Annotated in this window: 17 protein-coding genes; 12 read left to right on the top strand and 5 right to left on the bottom strand. The window is 75.6% G+C overall.

The window, feature by feature from the left end; translation table 11 throughout:
* Positions 1–1662: an IclR family transcriptional regulator domain-containing protein gene (locus tag SNOUR_RS10920; protein WP_067346077.1), complete on the bottom strand. Its 1662-nt coding sequence runs from the start codon at positions 1660–1662 to the stop codon at positions 1–3.
* Positions 1663–2003: 341 nt separating this feature from the next.
* Between SNOUR_RS10920 and pcaH the strand changes: the two genes are divergently transcribed.
* From pcaH to SNOUR_RS10895, 5 genes are read left to right on the top strand one after another with little or no spacing between them, the layout of a single operon-like run.
* Complete coding sequence (pcaH, locus tag SNOUR_RS10915; RefSeq protein WP_067346075.1) at positions 2004–2705, top strand: protocatechuate 3,4-dioxygenase subunit beta; 702 nt, start codon at positions 2004–2006, stop codon at positions 2703–2705.
* A complete protein-coding gene (locus SNOUR_RS10910; protein WP_067346073.1) occupies positions 2705–3373 on the top strand; it encodes a peptidase associated/transthyretin-like domain-containing protein in 669 nt (222 codons plus the stop codon). The genes pcaH and SNOUR_RS10910 overlap by 1 nt, the downstream gene beginning before the upstream one ends.
* Positions 3360–3767, top strand: a complete 408-nt coding sequence (locus tag SNOUR_RS10905) for a hypothetical protein (RefSeq protein ID WP_159425850.1) — start codon at positions 3360–3362, stop codon at positions 3765–3767. Before SNOUR_RS10910 ends, SNOUR_RS10905 begins: the two co-directional genes overlap by 14 nt.
* The gene (gene pcaD / locus SNOUR_RS10900) at positions 3764–4582 is read left to right on the top strand and encodes a 3-oxoadipate enol-lactonase (protein ID WP_067346069.1); all 819 of its coding nucleotides are present in this window, start codon (positions 3764–3766) and stop codon (positions 4580–4582) included. The genes SNOUR_RS10905 and pcaD overlap by 4 nt, the downstream gene beginning before the upstream one ends.
* A complete protein-coding gene (locus SNOUR_RS10895; protein ID WP_067346067.1) occupies positions 4582–5784 on the top strand; it encodes a 4-hydroxybenzoate 3-monooxygenase in 1203 nt (400 codons plus the stop codon). Before pcaD ends, SNOUR_RS10895 begins: the two co-directional genes overlap by 1 nt.
* Here SNOUR_RS10895 and SNOUR_RS10890 read toward each other — a convergent pair.
* The 3 genes from SNOUR_RS10890 to SNOUR_RS10880 form a co-directional block, all read right to left on the bottom strand.
* Entirely contained in the window at positions 5760–6818 is a 1059-nt protein-coding gene (locus SNOUR_RS10890) for a PP2C family protein-serine/threonine phosphatase (RefSeq protein WP_067358111.1), read from the bottom strand. The two genes, SNOUR_RS10895 and SNOUR_RS10890, sit on opposite strands and share 25 nt — an antisense overlap.
* A 303-nt stretch (positions 6819–7121) precedes the next feature.
* A complete protein-coding gene (locus SNOUR_RS10885) occupies positions 7122–7373 on the bottom strand; it encodes a hypothetical protein (RefSeq protein ID WP_229921890.1) in 252 nt (83 codons plus the stop codon).
* Positions 7374–7488: 115 nt separating this feature from the next.
* Positions 7489–8694 carry a serine hydrolase domain-containing protein gene (locus SNOUR_RS10880; RefSeq protein ID WP_067346064.1) on the bottom strand — a complete coding sequence of 402 codons (1206 nt, stop codon included), beginning with the start codon at positions 8692–8694 and terminating at the stop codon, positions 7489–7491.
* Positions 8695–8896: 202 nt separating this feature from the next.
* Between SNOUR_RS10880 and SNOUR_RS10875 the strand changes: the two genes are divergently transcribed.
* A complete protein-coding gene (locus SNOUR_RS10875) occupies positions 8897–9556 on the top strand; it encodes an isochorismatase family protein (RefSeq protein ID WP_067346062.1) in 660 nt (219 codons plus the stop codon).
* Here the strand turns inward: SNOUR_RS10875 and SNOUR_RS10870 are convergent.
* Positions 9519–10349, bottom strand: coding sequence for a lipase family protein (locus SNOUR_RS10870; protein WP_067346060.1), 831 nt, complete (start codon positions 10347–10349; stop codon positions 9519–9521). The two genes, SNOUR_RS10875 and SNOUR_RS10870, sit on opposite strands and share 38 nt — an antisense overlap.
* A 212-nt stretch (positions 10350–10561) precedes the next feature.
* Here SNOUR_RS10870 and SNOUR_RS10865 point away from each other — a divergent pair, with 212 nt between their 5' ends.
* The 6 genes from SNOUR_RS10865 (at position 10562) to SNOUR_RS10840 (ending at position 17800) form a co-directional block, all read left to right on the top strand.
* Positions 10562–10972: a hypothetical protein gene (locus SNOUR_RS10865; protein ID WP_067346059.1), complete on the top strand. Its 411-nt coding sequence runs from the start codon at positions 10562–10564 to the stop codon at positions 10970–10972.
* Positions 10972–11580: a 2Fe-2S iron-sulfur cluster-binding protein gene (locus tag SNOUR_RS10860; protein ID WP_067346058.1), complete on the top strand. Its 609-nt coding sequence runs from the start codon at positions 10972–10974 to the stop codon at positions 11578–11580. Before SNOUR_RS10865 ends, SNOUR_RS10860 begins: the two co-directional genes overlap by 1 nt.
* Complete coding sequence (locus tag SNOUR_RS10855) at positions 11577–12563, top strand: FAD binding domain-containing protein (protein ID WP_067346056.1); 987 nt, start codon at positions 11577–11579, stop codon at positions 12561–12563. Before SNOUR_RS10860 ends, SNOUR_RS10855 begins: the two co-directional genes overlap by 4 nt.
* A 26-nt stretch (positions 12564–12589) precedes the next feature.
* On the top strand, positions 12590–14728 hold the full coding sequence (locus tag SNOUR_RS10850; RefSeq protein ID WP_067346053.1) for a xanthine dehydrogenase family protein molybdopterin-binding subunit: 2139 nt from the start codon (positions 12590–12592) through the stop codon (positions 14726–14728).
* A 158-nt stretch (positions 14729–14886) separates the two neighbouring features.
* Positions 14887–15435: an ATP-binding protein gene (locus SNOUR_RS10845; protein ID WP_067346051.1), complete on the top strand. Its 549-nt coding sequence runs from the start codon at positions 14887–14889 to the stop codon at positions 15433–15435.
* A 307-nt stretch (positions 15436–15742) separates the two neighbouring features.
* Positions 15743–17800 carry a phosphocholine-specific phospholipase C gene (locus SNOUR_RS10840; RefSeq protein WP_067346050.1) on the top strand — a complete coding sequence of 686 codons (2058 nt, stop codon included), beginning with the start codon at positions 15743–15745 and terminating at the stop codon, positions 17798–17800.
* Positions 17801–17841 lie beyond the last annotated feature (41 nt).

Below are 17841 nucleotides of genomic sequence, written 5' to 3'. Positions count from 1 at the left end.
TCACGGCACCGGAATCCGCAGGAAGCGCCCGGCCACCCGCAGTTCGGCCTCCACGGCGGCGGCGGTCGCGCGCAGCGCGGGCAGCACCGCGGCGCGGGTGGCCGCCGGCGGCCGGCCGGCCGCATGGGTGGCGACCCCGACCGCGGCGACGGCACGGCCGGCGCGGTCGTGCACCGGGACCGCCAAGGAGCGCAGACCCGCCTCCAGTTCGTCGTCCACCAGCGCGTGCCCGTCGGCCCGGACCCGGTCCAGGAGGGCCGGCAGCCCGGCCGGGCCGGTGGCCGCGCGCTCGGCGGCCGGCAGGGCGGCCAGCAGGACCCGGCCCGGGGCGGTGGCCTGCGCCGGGGCGCGGCTGCCCGGACTGATCGTGACGCTCATGATGCGCCCCGCCGGGACCCCGACGAGGTACTGGACGGACGGCCCGTCGGCGTCGCCGTCGGCGGCCAGCACCGCCAACGAGGCAGACTCCCCGACCCGTTCGGCCAGCGCGGCCAGGTGGGGCCGGGCGAGGGCCGGCAGGGTGAGCCCGGAGAGCGGTGCGAAGCCCAGCTCCAGCACCTGCGGGGTGAGCCGGAAGCGCCCGCCGTCGGCCGCGGTGTAGCCGAGGTGCTCCAGGGTGATCAGGGCGCGCCGGGCGGTGGCCCGGGGGAGGCCGGTGGCCTCGGCGACGGCGGAGAGCGTCAGCGCGGCCCGGCCGGCGCCGAACGCGGTGAGCACGGCGAGCCCGCGGGCGACGGACTCCACGAATCCGGGGCCCAGTTGTTGCTTGGCCGCGCGCCGCCGGGCCGCCTGGTGGCGCGCGGCCGGATCCTCGGCGGAGGGCGGCGCGGCCAGCGCGGCCTCCATCGCGGCGACGGTGTCGCGGAGCCGGGCGAGGACCGCGTCCGGCAGCGCGGCGGCGGTGTGCCGGCTGGTGTGGCTGACCACGCTCACCGCGCAGACCGTGCCGCCGGCCGGGTCCCGGACCGGCAGCGCCACGGCGATCAGGCCCGGTTCGATGAGCTGGTCGTCCGGGGACCAGCCGGCGGCGTGGGCCGCGGCCACCCGCGCCGTGAAGTCCGCCGCGATCCGGCGAGCACCGGCCGGCGCGGCCTCGCCGGCGTCCCGGGCCGGTACCGCGGGGAAGCCCGCGTCGACCGGGTCGGCGGCCCGGCGCGCCCGCCAGCGGCGCCACTCCGCCGGGCCCCAGTCCCCCGCGAACAGGGCCCCCGGCGCGCCCCGTTCGGCCGGCAGCAGATCGCCGATGCGGAACGCCAGCGACATCGCGCGGCGGCGGGTCGCCTGGTGCACGAAGCGCACCCCGTCGCCGTCCGGCACGGCCAGCGACACCGACTCGTCGAGCGTGTCGGCGAGGCGGTCGGCGAGCGGGCCGAGCCGGTCGGGGAGCCCGGTGGCGGCGAGGTAGGCGTTGCCCAGTTCCAACAGACCGGGGGCGAGCACCGCGTCCCGGCCCTCGGCGCGGACGTGGCCGAGGGCGGCGAGGGTGCTCAGGACGCGGTCCGCGGTGGCGCGGGCCAGCCCGGTGGCCCGCGCCAGATCGCTCACCGCCGCCCGGCCGCCGGCCGCCGTCAGCGCGCGCAGCACGGCCAGCGCGCGGATCAGCGGTGTCACCGCCTCCGGTGGCGGTGGGGCGGGCGGAGCGGGGAAGGCGGACGGTGGCAAGGGGCTCTCCACGGTGCGGCGTTGTGGTCCGGGGTAGTCCGGAACCGTACCGGGCGGCCCGTTGACACGGCCCGGGGCCGGCACCAGACTCGGGGCAGCACACGACGTGAACTTCAGTTCACTGGGCGAACGCCCTTTGTTCAGAAGGGAGTTGACCCGTCGGGAGGGTCGGGATCGCGCCACGTCCGGCCGGTTCCCGACGGGGGTTCAGCAGGACGCCGCGGCCGCCGCCGGCGCGCCCCGGTGACCGTCGGGGAAAACGTCGGCACGCTGGACCGCGTCCCGGCGAAAGCGGTGTCCACCGCCCGGTCCGTACCCGTCCACCGCAGGGAAAGGGCACCATGACCGCACCGGCATCCCCCGCCCCGCCGCCCCCGGCCCCCGCGCCCTACCGCGGCGCGGTGGAGCGCCACCCCCGACGGCCGCTCCTCCCCTTCGACACCGGCACCGACCCGGATGCCGTGGAGCTGACCGGCCCGGTGTTCGGCCCCGCCGACGTCGGCGAGTGGGACGCCGACCTCACCCGGCAGCACCCCGGCGAGCCGCTCGGCGAGCGCATCACCGTCACCGGCCGGATCCTGGACCGCGCCGGCCGCCCCGTCCGCGGCCAGCTCGTCGAGATCTGGCAGGCCAACGCCGCCGGCCGGTACACCCACCGGCAGGACCGGCATCCGGCCCCGCTGGACCCGAACTTCACCGGCGTCGGCCGCTGCCGCACCGACGACCGGGGCCGCTACGCCTTCACCACCGTCAGACCCGGCGCCTACCCGCTGCCCGACGAGAGCTCCTGGCGCCCGGCCCACATCCACTTCTCGTTCTTCGGCACCGCCTTCACCCAACGCCTGGTCACCCAGATGTACTTCCCCGGCGACCCGCTCCTCCCGTACGACCAGATCCTCGCCGCGGTCCGCGACCCCGCCGACCGCCACCGCCTGGTCGCCGCCTTCGACCACGCGCTGTCCCTCCCCGCGGGACCGCTGGCCTACCGCTGGGACGTGGTCCTCGACGGCCCGTCCGCCACCTGGACCGAGGAGGGCCGCTGATGCCGGACACCGACGACCGCGGCGGGTCGCTCGCCGCGACGCCCGCGCAGACCATCGGCCCCTTCTTCGGCCACGCGCTGCCCGTCCCCGACGGCGGCCGGATCGCGCCCGAGGGGCATCCCGACGCCGTCACCGTGCACGGCCTGGTGCGCGACGGGGCGGGCGTCCCGGTGCCGGACGCGCTGCTGGAGTTCTGGCAGGCCGGACCCGACGGCAGCCTGGCGGGCGCCCCCGGCTCGCTGCGCCGCGACCCCCGGGAGCAGGCTCCGGCTCCACCGGAGCGGCTGACGCCGCGCCCCCCGCTGGGCGCGCTCCTGGGCCGCGACGGCGCGGTCTTCACCGGCTTCGGCCGGGTCCCCACCGACGCCGGCGGGCGCTACGCGGTCCGCACCCTGCGCCCCGCGGCCGCCGGACGCTCGAACGCCGCGCCCCATCTCGCGGTCTGCGTGCACGCCCGCGGTCTGCTGCACCACCTGTTCACCCGCGTCTACTTCCCCGAGCACACCGCGGCGCACGCCACCGACCCGCTGCTGGCGCAGCTGCCCGAGGAGCGCGCCCGGACCCTCCTGGCCCGCCCCGACGGCCCCGGCCGCTACCGCTTCGACGTACAGCTCCAACAGTCCGCGGACGGCGCCTTCGAGGAGACGGTCTTCCTTGCCTTCCGCTGAACCACCGGCACAGCGGGCGGCGCCGGCCCGGGGCGCCCGTTCCCGCGCCGCCCACCCGGCTCTCGCCCGCCCCGCGGGCCTGCCGGGGCCCGCGCCCGGGATGCGGTACAACCTCGGTACGGCCGGTGATCCGGTCGCCCCCTTGGGGGTGCCCCCGGACGACGTCCGGGGGAGCCTCGTCGCGGCCCTCACCGCCCTGACCGGCCGCGACGAGGTCCTTCAGGCAGCGCTCCGGGCGCGCCGGGCCGGCGCCCCGGACGCCGTGGGCCGGCCCGTCGGTCCCGCCCGCCGCCCCGGACCGCCCGGCGCCCGCGCGCCCCGCGCGTACCACCCGCACCTCGTAGCCGCCCGGCACCCTCCGCACCACCGGCACGACCCGCAGGAGCCCCGTTGACGCCGCCCGCCGCGCCCGCACTGCACCACACCACCGACGGCCCGCCCGGCGCCCCACCGCTCGTCCTCGGCCCGTCGCTGGGCACCACGCTCGCCGTCTGGAACCCCCAACTCCCGGCCCTGGCTGGCCGGTTCCACGTCGTCCGCTGGGACCTGCCGGGCCACGGCGGCACCCCCGTCGACGCGCTGGCCGACCCCGGGACGACCACCGTGCCCGAACTGGCCGGCCTGGTCCTGGAGCTCGCCGACGCCCGCGGCCTCGACCGGTTCGCCTACGCCGGGGCGTCGCTGGGCGGCGCGGTGGGCGCCTGGCTCGCCGCCCACCACCCGAGCCGGGTCGCCTCGCTCGCCCTGGTCTGCTCCTCCGCCCGGTTCGGCGAGCCGGCCGGCTGGCGCGAACGGGCCGCCCTGGTGCGCGCCAAGGGCACCGACGTGGTCGCCGACCCGGCCGCCGGCCGCTGGTTCACCCCCGCCTTCGCCACCTCACCGGAGGCCACCGCCCTGGTCGAGGCGCTGCGCCGGGACGTCTCCCCCGAGGGGTACGCGGCCTGCTGCGACGCCCTCGCCGTCTTCGACCTGCGCCCCGCGCTGCCCCGGATCGGCGTCCCCACCCTCGTCGTGGCGGGCCGCGCCGACCCGGCCACCCCGCCCGCGCACGCCCGGGAACTCACCGACGGCATCCCGGGCGCCAGCCTCGTCGAGCTGTCCGGCGCCGCCCACCTCGCCGGTGTCGAGCGGCCCGCCGAGGTCCTCGCCGCCCTCCTCGCCCACCTCGCCCCGCTCCCCACCGCCCCTGCCCCAGGAACGGATCTCTGATGTCCCGCACCCCCGCCCCACCCGGCGAAACCACCGTCGGCATCATCGGCGGCGGGCCGGCCGGACTGCTGCTCGCCCGGCTGCTGCACCGCGCCGGCATCGACTGCGTGGTGCTGGAGAGCCGGGACCGCGCCTACGTCGAGCAGCGGCAGCGCGCCGGCATCCTCGAACAGGGCACCACCGACATCCTGCGCGCCTGCGGTGCGGGGGAGCGACTGGACCGCGAGGGGCTGGTCCACGAGGGCATCGAGCTGCGCTTCGACCGGCGCGCCCACCGCCTCGACTTCCCGGCACTCACCGACGGCCGCCGGGTCACCGTCTACGCCCAGACAGAGGTCGTCAAGGACCTGATAGCGCTCCAGCTCGCCGAGGGCCCGCCGCTGCTGTTCGGCGCCCGCGCGCTCGCGGTCACCGGCGCGGACACCGACCGGCCCCGCGTCCACTACGCCCACGACGGCCGCGAGCACACCCTGACCTGTGCCTACGTCGTCGGCTGCGACGGCTTCCACGGCGTGGCCCGGCAGGCGATCCCCAAGTCCGCCCGCCGCACCTTCACCCGCCGCTACCCCTACTCCTGGCTCGGCGTCCTCGCCGACGTCCCGCCCTCCTGCGACGAGTTGGTCTACGCCCACTCCGACCGCGGCTTCGCCCTGCTCAGCATGCGCACCCCCACCGTCAGCCGGCTCTACCTCCAGGTCCCCGACGACACCGACCCGGCGGACTGGCCCGACGAGCGGATCTGGGACGAACTCCAGGCCCGCGCCGCCGTCGACACCGTCCCCTGGAAACCGGCCCGCGGCCCGGTCACCGCCAAGGCGGTCCTCCCGCTGCGCAGTTCGGTCACCGAGCCGATGCGCTGGGGCCGGATCCTGCTGGCCGGCGACGCCGCCCACATCGTCCCGCCCACCGGCGCCAAGGGCCTCAACCTCGCGGTCGCCGACGTCACCGTCCTGGCCCGCGCGCTGACGCACCGGCACCGGACCGGATCGGCGGAGCTGCTCGACGCCTACTCCGCCACCTGTCTGCGCCGGGTCTGGCGCGCCGAGCACTTCTCGCACTTCATGACCACGACCCTGCACACCGACCCCGAGCAGAGCCCCTTCGACACCCGGCTGCAGCTCTCCCAGCTCGACCGGATCGCCGACTCCCGGCACGCCGCCGCCGAACTGGCCGAGAACTACACCGGGCTGCCGCTGTACTGACCGGCGCCGGGGCCCGGCCGGTCCGGGTCCCGATGCCCCCTGCGGTAGCGCACCAGCAGCATCGCCGCGTCGTCGTGCAGCGGGCCCTCCGCGTGATCGACCACGTCCTCCCGGACCGCCCGCAACGCCGCCTCCGGATCGGGGTCCTTGAGCAGCACGGCCCGCTCGTCGAGGGGATAGAACCAGCCGGCCGAGTCCCGGGCCTCGGTGACCCCGTCGGTGTAGAAGAGCAGCTGGTCACCGGGGGCGAACGGCACCTCGTGGGGGACCGGCGCGTCCGGCCGGTGGTCCATCAGTCCCAGCGGCAGGGCGCGTTCCGGCGGCGCGGCGTAGCGGACCTCGCCGGAGGGGCGGACGACCAGGGGGGAGGGGTGGCCGAAGTTCAGCAGGGTCGCGTTCGGGCCGTCGCCGATCTCGGCGAGGACCGCGGTCACGAACCGCTCGCCGGACAGATGGCGGTTCAGCGCCCGCTCGACCCGGGCGCCGACCGCCGGCAGGTCCGGTTCGTCGTGCGCCGCCTCCCGGAACGCACCGAGCACCACCGCGGCGCTCTCCACCGCCTCCAGGCCCTTGCCCTGCACGTCCCCGACGATGATCCGCACCCCGGCGGGCGAGGTCACCACCTCGTAGAGGTCCCCGCCGATCCGGGCCTCGGCCACCGCCGAGGTGTACGAGACCGCGATCCGCAGCGGGCCGGCGCCGCGCGGCACCGGCCGCAGCAGCACCCGCTGGGCGACCTCGGCGATCGACCGGACATTGGCCAGTTCCGCCTCCCGGCGCTGCCGCATCACCGCGGCCACCACGCCGGCGGCGGTCACCCCGGCGACCGACAGCAGCGCGGTCAGCCCGCGCCGGCTCTCGAACAGCCCGCTGTGCACCCCCAGCCCGACGCAGAGCACCGCCGCGGTCAGCCCGACCAGCGCGGTCCGCCGCCAGCCGCCGACCAGACCGGCGAACGCCGGCCCCAGCGACACCAGGGGCAGGAAGCCGACCCCCGGGCCCGCGGTGATGTCCACCGCGCTGACCGCGGCCATGACCAGGTACGGAAGCGCGGCCAGCACGCGGGAGCGGGTGCGCTGCTCCGCCTTCTCCACGGTCAAAGGTCCACTCCGGCGTTGTGACGGCTCGGGGACCGGATGGCCGGCGGTCCCCGAGGGGCGATCGCTTGCGGGGCCGGCCACGGTCCGTTCGACTGTCCGAAACCGTCCTCCGGGCCCCCGACCTGAGCATATGCAACATTTGCCGGGCTGACGGACGGGGAGTACGCGGCCGTTACCGAATCGCAGCGGCACCGGGCGGCCCGCCGGGGCCGGACGACGCGGGTGCGACGACAGGACCTAAGGGAGGAACGACCGCGCGGCGTTCACCCTGCCGGGGCGCAGGATGCGGATCGGGCCGCGGTTGCAGTCGGGGCAGTCCGCACGGGTCAGCGGAGAGGGCACCCGGCGGCCGTGGGCGAAGTAGTCGGCGCGGCGGTGGCCCGCCAGATCGGTGGTGTGCCGGATCTCGTACTCCTCCTCCCACCCGTGCCCGCAGTGCAGGCAGACGAACGAGTACGCCTCGTGAACCGTCTCGGTGTCCCTTTCCATGGTCACCACGCCCTCTCTCCGGGGCCGTCGCACCCGCGGCGGCGCCGGACGGATCCTGCCGCACCTCCCATTATTGCGCCGCTCCGGCGCATCCGCGGCGGCGCCGGAGCGGCCCTCAGGCCCGGCCGCGGACCTCCGCCAGCGCCTCGTACACCGCCGCCACCAGCGCCCGGCTCCGCGGATCCTCGCCGCTGGTGCCGCCCCCGAAGCGGTTCATCGTGTACGCGTAGGCCAGCCCGTTCTCCGGGTCCGCGAAGGCGTACGAACCGCCCGCGCCGCCGTGCCCGAACGCCCGCGGGTTGGGGCCCGCCTGCCCGCGGTCGTTGAGCATGTAGCCCAGCCCCCAGCGGAACGCGGTGGCGGTGCCCTCCGGGACGAGCGCGCCCAGCGTCAGGTCCGGCTCGTCCGGCCGGCTCTGCGAACTGCGCAGCGCCTCCAGGGTGGCGGGCCCGACCAGCCGGCCGCCGGCCAGCGCCGCATAGACGGCGGCCAGGCCGCGCGCCGAGGCGTGGGCGTTGCCGGCCGGGATCTCGGCCGAGCGGTAGGCGGCGCTGTTGACGTCGCCGATCGGGACATAGCGCAGCGCCAGCGTGACCGGGGCCAGCGGATGCTCCTCGATGCCGCGCACCGGGGGGAGCGGCGCGCCCGGGAAGCGCTCGGCGAGCAGTGCGTCGCCCAGCTGCCCGACCATGTCGGCGCACCGCGGGTGCTCCTCGGCGGGGGTGCCGATGAAGAGGTCGGCGCCGAGCGGTCCGGTGATCTCGCTGCGCAGGAACGCCCCCAGCGACTGCCCGGTGATCCGCCGGACCACCTCGCCCACCAGATATCCGAACGTCGTCGCGTGATAGCCCTGCGCGGTCCCCGGCTCCCACCACGGCGGGGTGTGCGCCAGGGCGTCGCAGACGTACTCCCAGTCGTAGGCGCGGCCCTCGGCCAGGGGCTCGCGGGGCGCCAGCAACCCGGCGCGGTGGCAGAGCAGCCAGCGCACCGGTATGGCCTCCTTCCCCGCACGGGCGAATTCCGGCCAATAGCGGGAGACCGGGGCGTCCAGGTCCAACTCGCCCCGGTCCGCCAGGAGATGGGCGCACAGCGCGGTCATCCCCTTGGACGTCGAGTAGACGTTGACCAGGGTGTCCCGCTCCCAGGTGCGGCTGCCGGCCGCGTCCGCGTGACCGCCCCACAGGTCCACCACCGGCTCGCCGTCCCACGTCACCGCGACCGCCGCGCCGATCTCCCGGTGCTCGCGGAAGTTCCGCTCGAACGCGCGCCGCACCCCCTCGAACCCCGGTGCGCAGTGGCCTTTGACGGTGGCGGCTTCCACGGTGGCTCTCCTCGCGTCGTCGCGGTGCGGTCGGGCGGCGCGCCCCGCCGCCAGGACGCCCGCGCGCGGAGCACGACGCACCCCGGCCGTGGAGCACGTACGGATGATCCGTCCGGGTCGATGCCTGTGGCAACCATGCCTGTCCGGCCGGAAGCGTTCCCGCCCGTCCGGACCAGTGTCGCGGCACGGGATGATGGCTGCCATGACCGCCCCGACCGCCGCTGCGATCCGCCCCGTCCAGGCGCTCCTCGTCGTCGACGTGCAAGCCGCGTTCGTCTCCGGGTGGGAGGCGGTCCCCGACGCGGACCGGGTCCTGCGCTGCACCCGCGACCTGCTCTCCCGGGCCCGCGCGGCCGGTGCCCTCGTCGTCCACCTCCAGAACGACGGCGAACCGGGCGCCGTCGACGCGCCGCACACCCCCGGCTGGGAACTCCACCTGCCCGTCGAGCCCGGCCCCCGCGAGCGGGTCGTCCGCAAGACCGAGGACGACGGCTTCGCGGACACCCCGCTCGGCGACCTGCTCACCGACGCCGGCGTGACCGAACTCGCCGTCTGCGGCGTGCTCTCCGAGATGTGTGTGGCCGCCACCGCGCGCACCGCGCTGGTCCGGGGGCATCGCGTCGTCCTGCCGCACGACGCGCACGCCACCTACGACATCCCCGCGGCGCCCGGCATCAGCGACACCGTCCCGGCCGCGATGTCCTCCCGGGCCGCCGAATGGGCCCTCGGCGACGAGGTCGAGATCGTCCCGCACGCCGCCGCCGTCCCCTTCGCCGCCGCGCCCCGCCCCGCCGTCGGGCCCGCCGCCGCGCCCGGTCTCCCGGTCAGCCCCGCTGCTCCGCCGCCTTCTCCAGTGCGGTGACGTACGCCGCGATGAAGTGGTCCCGCACGCCGTCCGAGGCGGGGGCCAGCAGATCGGCGGTCAGGCCCCGGCCGCGGTCCAGCAGGCCGCCGATCAGCGGCATGGTGTTGTGCACCGCGCCCCGGGAGTCGATGTGGCGCAGCGCGGAGACATGGCGGAAGACCGGCTCCGGCGGGAGCTGGGGGACGATGTCGTTGTTGTTGACGAAGCGGTACATGCGGTCGGTGAAGGCGGAGTTGAACTCCTTGGCCAGGCCCGGGTCGCAGGTGCGGGGCTGACCGAAGGTGTAGACGCCGTCGGCGGTCAGCTTCGGGTCCTCGAAGTGGAGCCGGGCGCCGGCCAGCATCGCCAGCGCCCCGCCCAGGCTGTGGCCGGTGAAGTAGAGCGCCTGGTCGTTGTCCCGGAACTCCTTGAGCGTGGTGAGGACCTGCGGCCAGACCGACTCCAGCGCCTCGGCGAAGCCGTAGTGGACGTGGCCCCGGCCGCCGGGGCCGGGCCATGGCGGGGTGGTGGCGTCGGACAGCCAGTCCCGCAGCTCGGCGGGCTCGGTGCCGCGGAATGCGGTGATGATCATGTGTCGTCCGCCGAGGGTGTACGCCTGCGTGTCCTGGAGCGGGAACGGCGGGCGGAAGGCGGTGTGGTGGTGGCGCACCCGGTCGAACCCCCACTCCCGGGCAGTGGCCTCGATGGTCTGCTCGCCCTGGTACGCGAGCTCGGCGGCGCGCACCATGCACACCGCCTGGCGGAGGCTGTAGCCGGTGGCCTGCTGGTCGACGCGGGGACTACTGGTCAACGGGGGGCTCCTGGAGGGGTGCGGACGGCAGTGACGACAGGGCGACTACAGAGAGCGCGCTCTGACTACACACCGTAACTCCGTGCGGGTGCGGCGAGCAGGTGCGCCCGTTTAAACCACTCGTTCGAGCCTCGGGTCGCACACACCGTGGCGCCGAGTGAGCCTGGAAGCGACCGGTACCCACCGACCGGCACCCACAGGAAGGGCCCACAGTGAACAGCGTGGAACAGGCGTCACACCCGGAACACCCATCGGCCGAGGTCGTGGTGGAGGTCGAGGGCTGCAGGACGGCGGACGCCCACGCCGTCTTCAGCGCCCTGCGCACCGCCTTCCGCTCCGACCGGGCGCCCGACGACGTGCCCCAGGAGATGGCCGGCCCCGGTACGACGGTGTGGACCTCCACCGTCGACGTCAGCGAGCGCGGCACCGAGCCGGAGCCGCGACGGCTGACCGCCCCCGTCACCGTCAGCCTCCAGGGCGGCTACTGGGCGGTGGACCAGCTGTGCGCGGGCCTGCGGCCGGCGTTCGTGGTCACCGTCCTCGGCACCGCCGCCGGCGACCAGGAGAAGGAGGTCGAACTGCGGCTGGAGACCCTGCGGCGGCCCGTCACGAGGGGCGCCTGATGGCGCCGGGGGAGGGCCGCCCGGACGACACCGGCGGCCCTCACCCGGTCAACGGCCGCCGCTCCGAACTGGCCCTCACCGTCAACGGCACCCGGCACACCCTGACCCTGGACCACCGCACCACCGTCCTGGACCTGCTCCGCGAGCACCTCGGCCTCACCGGCGCCAAGAAGGGCTGCGACCACGGGCAGTGCGGCGCCTGCACCGTCCTGGTCGAGGGACGGCGCGCCAACAGCTGCCTGCTGCTGGCCGTGGCGCACGACGGCCGCCGGATCACCACCGTCGAGGGCCTCGCCGACGGCGAGCGGCTGCACCCCCTCCAGGAAGCGTTCCTGGACCGCGACGCCCTCCAGTGCGGCTACTGCACCCCCGGCCAGATCTGCTCGGCGGTCGGCGTCCTGAACGAGGCGGCCGACGGCTTCCCCTCCCATGTCACGCCGGACACCGCGCGGTCCGGGGCGCCGGTGGCGCTCACCGCCGACGAGATCCGGGAGCGGATGAGCGGCAACCTGTGCCGCTGCGGCGCCTACCCCCGGATCGTCGAGGCGGTCGCCGACGCGGCGGTCACGGGGGCGGCGGTCACCGGGGCGGGGGTGGCCGGCGGATGAGGCCGTTCGGATACCTGCGGGTCGCCAGCGTCGACGAGGCGGTGCGGGCCGCAGCCGGGCAGCCCGGCGCCCAGTTCCTCGCCGGCGGCACCAACCTCGTCGATCTGATGAAGCTCGGCGTGGAGGCCCCGCGCACCCTGATCGACATCGGCCGGCTCCCGCTGGACCGCGTCGAGGAACTGCCGGACGGCGGGCTGCGGATCGGCGCCCTGGTCCGCAACGCCGACCTCGCCGCGGTGCCCGCCGTCCGCGACCGCTACCCGGTGCTCTCCCAGGCCCTGCTGGCCGGCGCCTCCGGGCAGCTCCGCAACACCGCCACCACCGGCGGCAACCTCCTCCAGCGCACCCGCTGCGGCTACTTCCAGGACGTCTCCAAGCCCTGCAACAAACGGGAGCCCGGGACCGGCTGCCCGGCCCGCGAGGGCACCCACCGCGACCTCGCCGTCCTCGGCCACTCCGCGCACTGCGTCGCCACCCAGCCCTCCGACATGGCGGTCGCCCTCGCCGCCCTGGACGCCACCGTGTGCCTGCACGGTCCCGAGGGCGAACGCACCGTCCCGGCCGCCGAGTTCCACCGGCTGCCCGGCGACAGCCCCGAACGCGACACCGAGATCCGGCTCGGCGAACTGCTCACCGCCGTCGAACTGCCGCCGGCCCGACCCGGCGGCCGCTCCCGCTACCGCAAGGCCCGCGACCGGGCCTCGTTCGCCTTCGCGCTGGCCTCCGTCGCCGCCGTGCTCACCGTCCGCGACGGCACCGTCGAGCACGCCGCGCTCGCCTTCGGCGGGCTCGCCCACCGCCCCTGGCGGGCCCGCTCCGCCGAGGCCCTGCTGCGCGGCGCGCCCGCCACCGAGGAGACCTTCGCCCGCGCCGCCGACGCCGAACTCGCCGCCGCCGCACCGCTGCGCGACAACGGCTTCAAGGTCCCGCTGGCCCGCGCCCTCGCCGTCGGCGTGCTCACCGACCTCGCCGCCCACGGCTGACCCGCCCCCACCGCAAGGACCGCGCCATGAGCCACGACCCCGTCCCGCACCTCCCGCCGGCGGCCCCGCTGCCGCACCCGCTGGGCGCCCCCTCGGTCCGCCGCGAAGGCCGCGAGAAGGTCACCGGCGCCGCCCGCTACGCCGCCGAGCACACCCCGCCCGGCTGCGCCTACGCTTGGCCGGTCCCGGCGACCGTCGCCCGCGGCCGGATCACCGAACTGGACACCGCGGCGGCGCTCGCGCTGCCCGGGGTGATCGCCGTGCTCACCCACGAGAACGCGCCCCGCCTGGCGTCCACCGGCGACCCCACCCTCGCCGTGCTCCAGGAGGACCGCGTCCCGCACCGCGGCTGGTACGTCGCGCTCGCCGTCGCCGACACCCTGGAGGCCGCCCGGGACGCCGCCGAGGCCGTCCACGTCGGCTACGCCACGGAACCCCACGACGTGCGGATCACCGCCGACCACCCGAGGCTGTACGTGCCGGAGGAGGTGTTCGGCGGCCCGGGGGCCCGCGAACGCGGCGACTTCGACGCGGCGTTCGCCGCCGCACCGGCGACCGTCGACGTCGCCTACACCGTGCCGCCGCTGCACAACCACCCCATGGAGCCGCACGCCGCCACCGCCCAGTGGACCGACGGCCACCTGACCGTCCACGACTCCAGCCAGGGCGCCACCAGGGTGTGCGAGGACCTGGCCGCGCTGTTCAAGCTCGGCACCGACGAGATCACCGTCGTCTCCGAGCACGTCGGCGGCGGCTTCGGCGCCAAGGGGACGCCCCGCCCCCAGGTCGTGCTCGCCGCGATGGCCGCCCGGCACACCGGCCGCCCCGTCAAACTGGCCCTGCCGCGCCGCCAGTTGCCCGGCGTCGTCGGCCACCGCGCCCCCACGCTGCACCGGGTGCGCATCGGCGCCGGCCACGACGGCGTGATCACCGCCCTCGCCCACGAGATCGTCACCCACACCTCCACGGTCACCGAGTTCGTCGAACAGGCCGCGATCCCGGCCCGCATGATGTACACCTCGCCGCACAGCCGCACCGTGCACCGACTGGCCGCCCTCGACGTCCCCACCCCCTCGTGGATGCGCGCCCCGGGCGAGGCCCCCGGGATGTACGCGCTGGAGTCCGCCCTCGACGAGCTCGCCGTCGTGCTGGACATCGACCCCGTCGAACTGCGCATCCGCAACGACCCCGCCACCGAACCGGACACCGGCCGCCCCTTCAGCAGCCGCCACCTCGTCGAGTGCCTGCGCGCCGGCGCGGAACGCTTCGGCTGGCTGCCGCGCGACCCGCGCCCCGCCGTGCGCCGCCGCGGCGACCTGCTGCTGGGCACCGGCGTCGCCGCGGCCACCTATCCCGTCCAGATCTCCGAGACCGAGGCCGAGGCGCACGCCGCCGCCGACGGCGGCTACCGGATCCGGGTCAACGCCACCGACATCGGCACCGGCGCCCGCACCGTCCTCACCCAGATCGCGGCCGCCGTGCTCGGCGCCCCCGAGGACCGGGTGCGGGTCGACATCGGCAGCAGCGACCTGCCGCCCGCGGTGCTCGCCGGCGGGTCCACCGGCACCGCCTCCTGGGGCTGGGCCGTCCACAAGGCGTGCACGTCGCTGCTGGCCCGGCTGCGCGCGCACCACGGGCCGCTCCCCGCCGAGGGGATCACGGTCACCGAGGACACCCGCCAGGAGACCGCGGAGCCCTCCCCGTACGCCCGGCACGCCTTCGGTGCCGTCTTCGCCGAGGTGCAGGTCGACACCCGCACCGGCGAGGTCCGGGTCCGCCGGCTGCTCGGCCAGTACGCGGCCGGGCGGATCCTCAACCCCCGCACCGCGCGGTCCCAGTTCGTCGGCGGCATGATCATGGGGCTGGGCATGGCGCTCATGGAGGACAGCGCCCTGGACCCCGTCTTCGGTGACTTCACCGCCTGCGACCTGGCCGCCTATCACGTCCCGACCTGCGCCGACGTCCCGGCGATCGAGGCGCACTGGCTCGACGAGGAGGATCCGCACCTCAACCCGATGGGCAGCAAGGGCATCGGCGAGATCGGCATCGTCGGCACCCCGGCGGCGATCGGGAACGCGGTGTGGCACGCGATCGGCGCCCGGCTGCGCGACCTGCCGCTGACCCCGGACCGGACACTGGCCGCGCTCGTCGCCCCGCTCACCTGAGAGCGGGGCTACTCATACGGCTCACCCCTGTTGCGGGCCCGACACCCCCGGGACAGCATGGCAGTCCACCCATACGTGATGGATGCTCACTCTTCGTGTTGGGGGTTCGTTGGTCCAACGAGGTGAAGGACGTGAGCCTCGCGGTGAGGAGCGACGACATGACACCACCCGGCGACCGGCACTACACGGTCGAACTGCCCGCCTCGGCCGAGCGCGTCCCCCAGATCCGGCGGATCATCGCCGCGCATCTGCGCCTTTGGAACCTCGAACCGCAGATCCCGCCCATCTGCCAGGGGGTGGCGGAGCTCCTGACCAACGTCCACCGCCACATCGGCCCCGACGCGCGCTGTGTGGTCGAACTCCGCTGGAGCGGCCGGCACCTGACCGCCTCGGTCGCCGACGAGGGCCCCCGGCTGCCGCGGCTGGAGCGCGCGGCCGGCGGCGGACTCGCCCGGATCGCCGCCCTGAGCGACAGCTGGGGCACCTGCGGCACCCCCGACGGCAAGGTCATCTGGTTCACCCGCCGGGTCGGGGCGGCCCGCCCCGACCCGGTGACCCCGCGGGTGTCGCCGCGCAGCGTGCCCGACGTGGTGGAGCCCGCGCCCGCCGCGGAGCAGCCCGCCCCGGCGGCCCGTCCCCCGGCGGGCCCCGCCGCCGGCCCGGCCGTCGCCGCAGGCCCGTCCCCGTCGGAGGCGTCGCTGGTCTGACCGACCCGCCACCACCGCCCCTGGTCCCACGCGCCGCCGATCCGGCGCGCCCGCCCGGCCCCGAACGGCCGGCGGGTCACGGCACGACCGCCGTGACCCGCCGGCCGTTCGGCGTGCTCGGGCCGCCTCCGGCCTGCGAGTTCGCCCCCCGTACCGTGAGGTGTCACTTCCTCGTCATCCCCCCTTCCCGGATCCTCGTTCCTCTTGGAACACTCTGCTGACCGCTGTACCGCACGCCCCTTCCGCACCCTGTTCCAGATCCGACCCCCCGTCACTTCTCCCCCCCCACCACGAGGTCCCCAGACACATGGTTGACATCAATCGCCGGCGCTTCCTCCAGATAGCCGGCGCCACCGCGGGCGCCGCCGCCCTCACCAACAGCATCGCCCGCGCCGCCGCCATCCCCGCCCGCCGCAGCGCCGGCTCCATCAAGGACGTCGAGCACATCGTCGTCCTCATGCAGGAGAACCGGTCGTTCGACCACTACTTCGGCTCGCTGCGGGGCGTCCGCGGCTTCGGCGACCCCCGCCCGGTCACCCAGCCGAACGGCAAGTCCGTCTGGTACCAGGCCGACGGCGGCAAGGACGTGCTGCCCTACCACCCCGACGCCGAGAACCTCGGCATGCAGTTCATCGAGGGCCTCAACCACGACTGGCACGGCGGCCACCAGGCGTGGAACGACGGCAAGTACGACCAGTGGATCCCCGCCAAGGGCACCGGGACGATGGCCTACCTCACCCGGCAGGACATCCCCTTCCACTACGCCCTCGCCGACGCGTTCACCATCTGCGACGCGTACCACTGCTCCCTGATGAGCTCCACCGACCCCAACCGCTACTACATGTGGACCGGCTACGTCGGCAACGACGGCACCGGCGGCGGCCCGGTCGTCGGCAACGAGGAGGCCGGCTACGGCTGGACCACCTACCCCGAGCGCCTGGAGAAGGCCGGCGTCTCCTGGAAGATCTACCAGGACATCGGCGACGGCCTCGACGCGGCCGGCAAGTGGGGCTGGATCGAGGACGCCTACCGCGGCACCTACGGCGACAACTCCCTGCTCTTCTTCAACCAGTACCGCAACGCCAAGCCCGGCGACCCGCTCTACGACAAGGCCCGCACCGGCACCAACGTCAAGCAGGGCGACGGCTACTTCGACCAGCTCAAGGCCGACGTCAAGGCCGGCAAGCTGCCCCAGATCTCCTGGATCGCCGCCCCCGAGGCGTTCTCCGAGCACCCCAACTGGCCGGCCAACTACGGCGCCTGGTACGTCTCCCAGGTGCTGGACGCGCTCACCTCCAACCCCGAGGTGTGGAGCAAGACCGCCCTGTTCATCACCTACGACGAGAACGACGGCTACTTCGACCACGTCGTCCCGCCGTTCCCGCCGGCCTCCGCGGCCCAGGGCCGCTCCACCGTGGACACCGCCCTGGAGCACTTCCCCGGCAACGCCACCTACGCCGCCGGCCCCTACGGCCTGGGCCAGCGCGTCCCGATGCTGGTGGTCTCCCCCTGGAGCACCGGCGGCTACGTCTGCTCCGAGGTCTTCGACCACACCTCCGTGATCCGGTTCATGGAGAGCCGGTTCGGCGTCCACGAGCCCAACATCTCGCCCTGGCGCCGTGCCATCTGCGGCGACCTCACCTCCGCGTTCGACTTCTCCCTGGAGAACACCAAGCCGGCCGTGCTCCCGGACACCAAGGGCTACCAGCCGCCGGACCACAACCGGCACGACAGCTACTACCCCACGCCGCCCGCCAACCCCGTCCTGCCCAAGCAGGAGGCGGGCTCCCGGCCCAGCCGCCCGCTGCGCTACGTCCCGCTGACCGACGGCAAGGCCGACGTCGCCGGTGGCCGCTTCACGCTCACCTTCAGCGGCGGCGCCGCCGCCGGCGCGTGCTTCCTGGTCACCTCGGGCAACCGCACCGACGGCCCCTGGACGTACACCACCGAGGCCGGCAAGACGCTCTCCGACACCTGGAACACCGCCTACTCCAAGGGCAACTACGACCTGACGGTGCACGGCCCCAACGGCTTCCTGCGCACCTTCCAGGGCCCCGGCAAGAAGCACACCCCCGAGGTGACCGCCCGCCACAACGCCGCCTCCGGCCAGGTCGAACTGTCCCTCACCAACCCGGGCACCGCGCCCTGCCGCCTCACCATCGCCAACGCCTACGGCGGGGCCAAGCAGACCGTCCGCGTGGACCCGGGCGGCACCGTCACCCAGTCCGTCGACCTCACCGCGAGCAAGCGCTGGTACGACCTCACGGTCACCGCCGACACCGAATCCGGCTTCCTGCGCCGCCTCGCCGGCCACGTCGAGACCGGCAAGCCGGGCGTCAGCGACCCGGCGCTGCACACCGCCTGACCGGCCCGCCCGGGGGCGCCGCACCGCCGGCGCTCCCGGTC

Source organism: Streptomyces noursei ATCC 11455 (assembly GCF_001704275.1).
Lineage (GTDB): Bacteria > Actinomycetota > Actinomycetes > Streptomycetales > Streptomycetaceae > Streptomyces > Streptomyces noursei.
The sequence above is the reverse complement of the archived record's forward strand: the minus strand, read 5'-3'. Positions and strand labels throughout refer to the sequence as shown.

What these genes read in the sequence shown, in the direction of transcription:
- SNOUR_RS10910 (WP_067346073.1), top strand. Translation starts at nt 2,705, where the DNA reads ATGCCGGACACCGACGACCGCGGCGGGTCGCTCGCCGCGACGCCCGCG.
- SNOUR_RS10885 (WP_229921890.1), bottom strand. Translation starts at nt 7,373, where the DNA reads ATGGAAAGGGACACCGAGACGGTTCACGAGGCGTACTCGTTCGTCTGC.
- SNOUR_RS10860 (WP_067346058.1), top strand. Translation starts at nt 10,972, where the DNA reads ATGGCGCCGGGGGAGGGCCGCCCGGACGACACCGGCGGCCCTCACCCG.
- SNOUR_RS10890 (WP_067358111.1), bottom strand. Translation starts at nt 6,818, where the DNA reads ATGGCCGCGGTCAGCGCGGTGGACATCACCGCGGGCCCGGGGGTCGGC.
- SNOUR_RS10895 (WP_067346067.1), top strand. Translation starts at nt 4,582, where the DNA reads ATGTCCCGCACCCCCGCCCCACCCGGCGAAACCACCGTCGGCATCATC.
- SNOUR_RS10855 (WP_067346056.1), top strand. Translation starts at nt 11,577, where the DNA reads ATGAGGCCGTTCGGATACCTGCGGGTCGCCAGCGTCGACGAGGCGGTG.
- SNOUR_RS10850 (WP_067346053.1), top strand. Translation starts at nt 12,590, where the DNA reads ATGAGCCACGACCCCGTCCCGCACCTCCCGCCGGCGGCCCCGCTGCCG.
- pcaH (WP_067346075.1), top strand. Translation starts at nt 2,004, where the DNA reads ATGACCGCACCGGCATCCCCCGCCCCGCCGCCCCCGGCCCCCGCGCCC.
- SNOUR_RS10845 (WP_067346051.1), top strand. Translation starts at nt 14,887, where the DNA reads ATGACACCACCCGGCGACCGGCACTACACGGTCGAACTGCCCGCCTCG.
- SNOUR_RS10840 (WP_067346050.1), top strand. Translation starts at nt 15,743, where the DNA reads ATGGTTGACATCAATCGCCGGCGCTTCCTCCAGATAGCCGGCGCCACC.
- SNOUR_RS10875 (WP_067346062.1), top strand. Translation starts at nt 8,897, where the DNA reads ATGACCGCCCCGACCGCCGCTGCGATCCGCCCCGTCCAGGCGCTCCTC.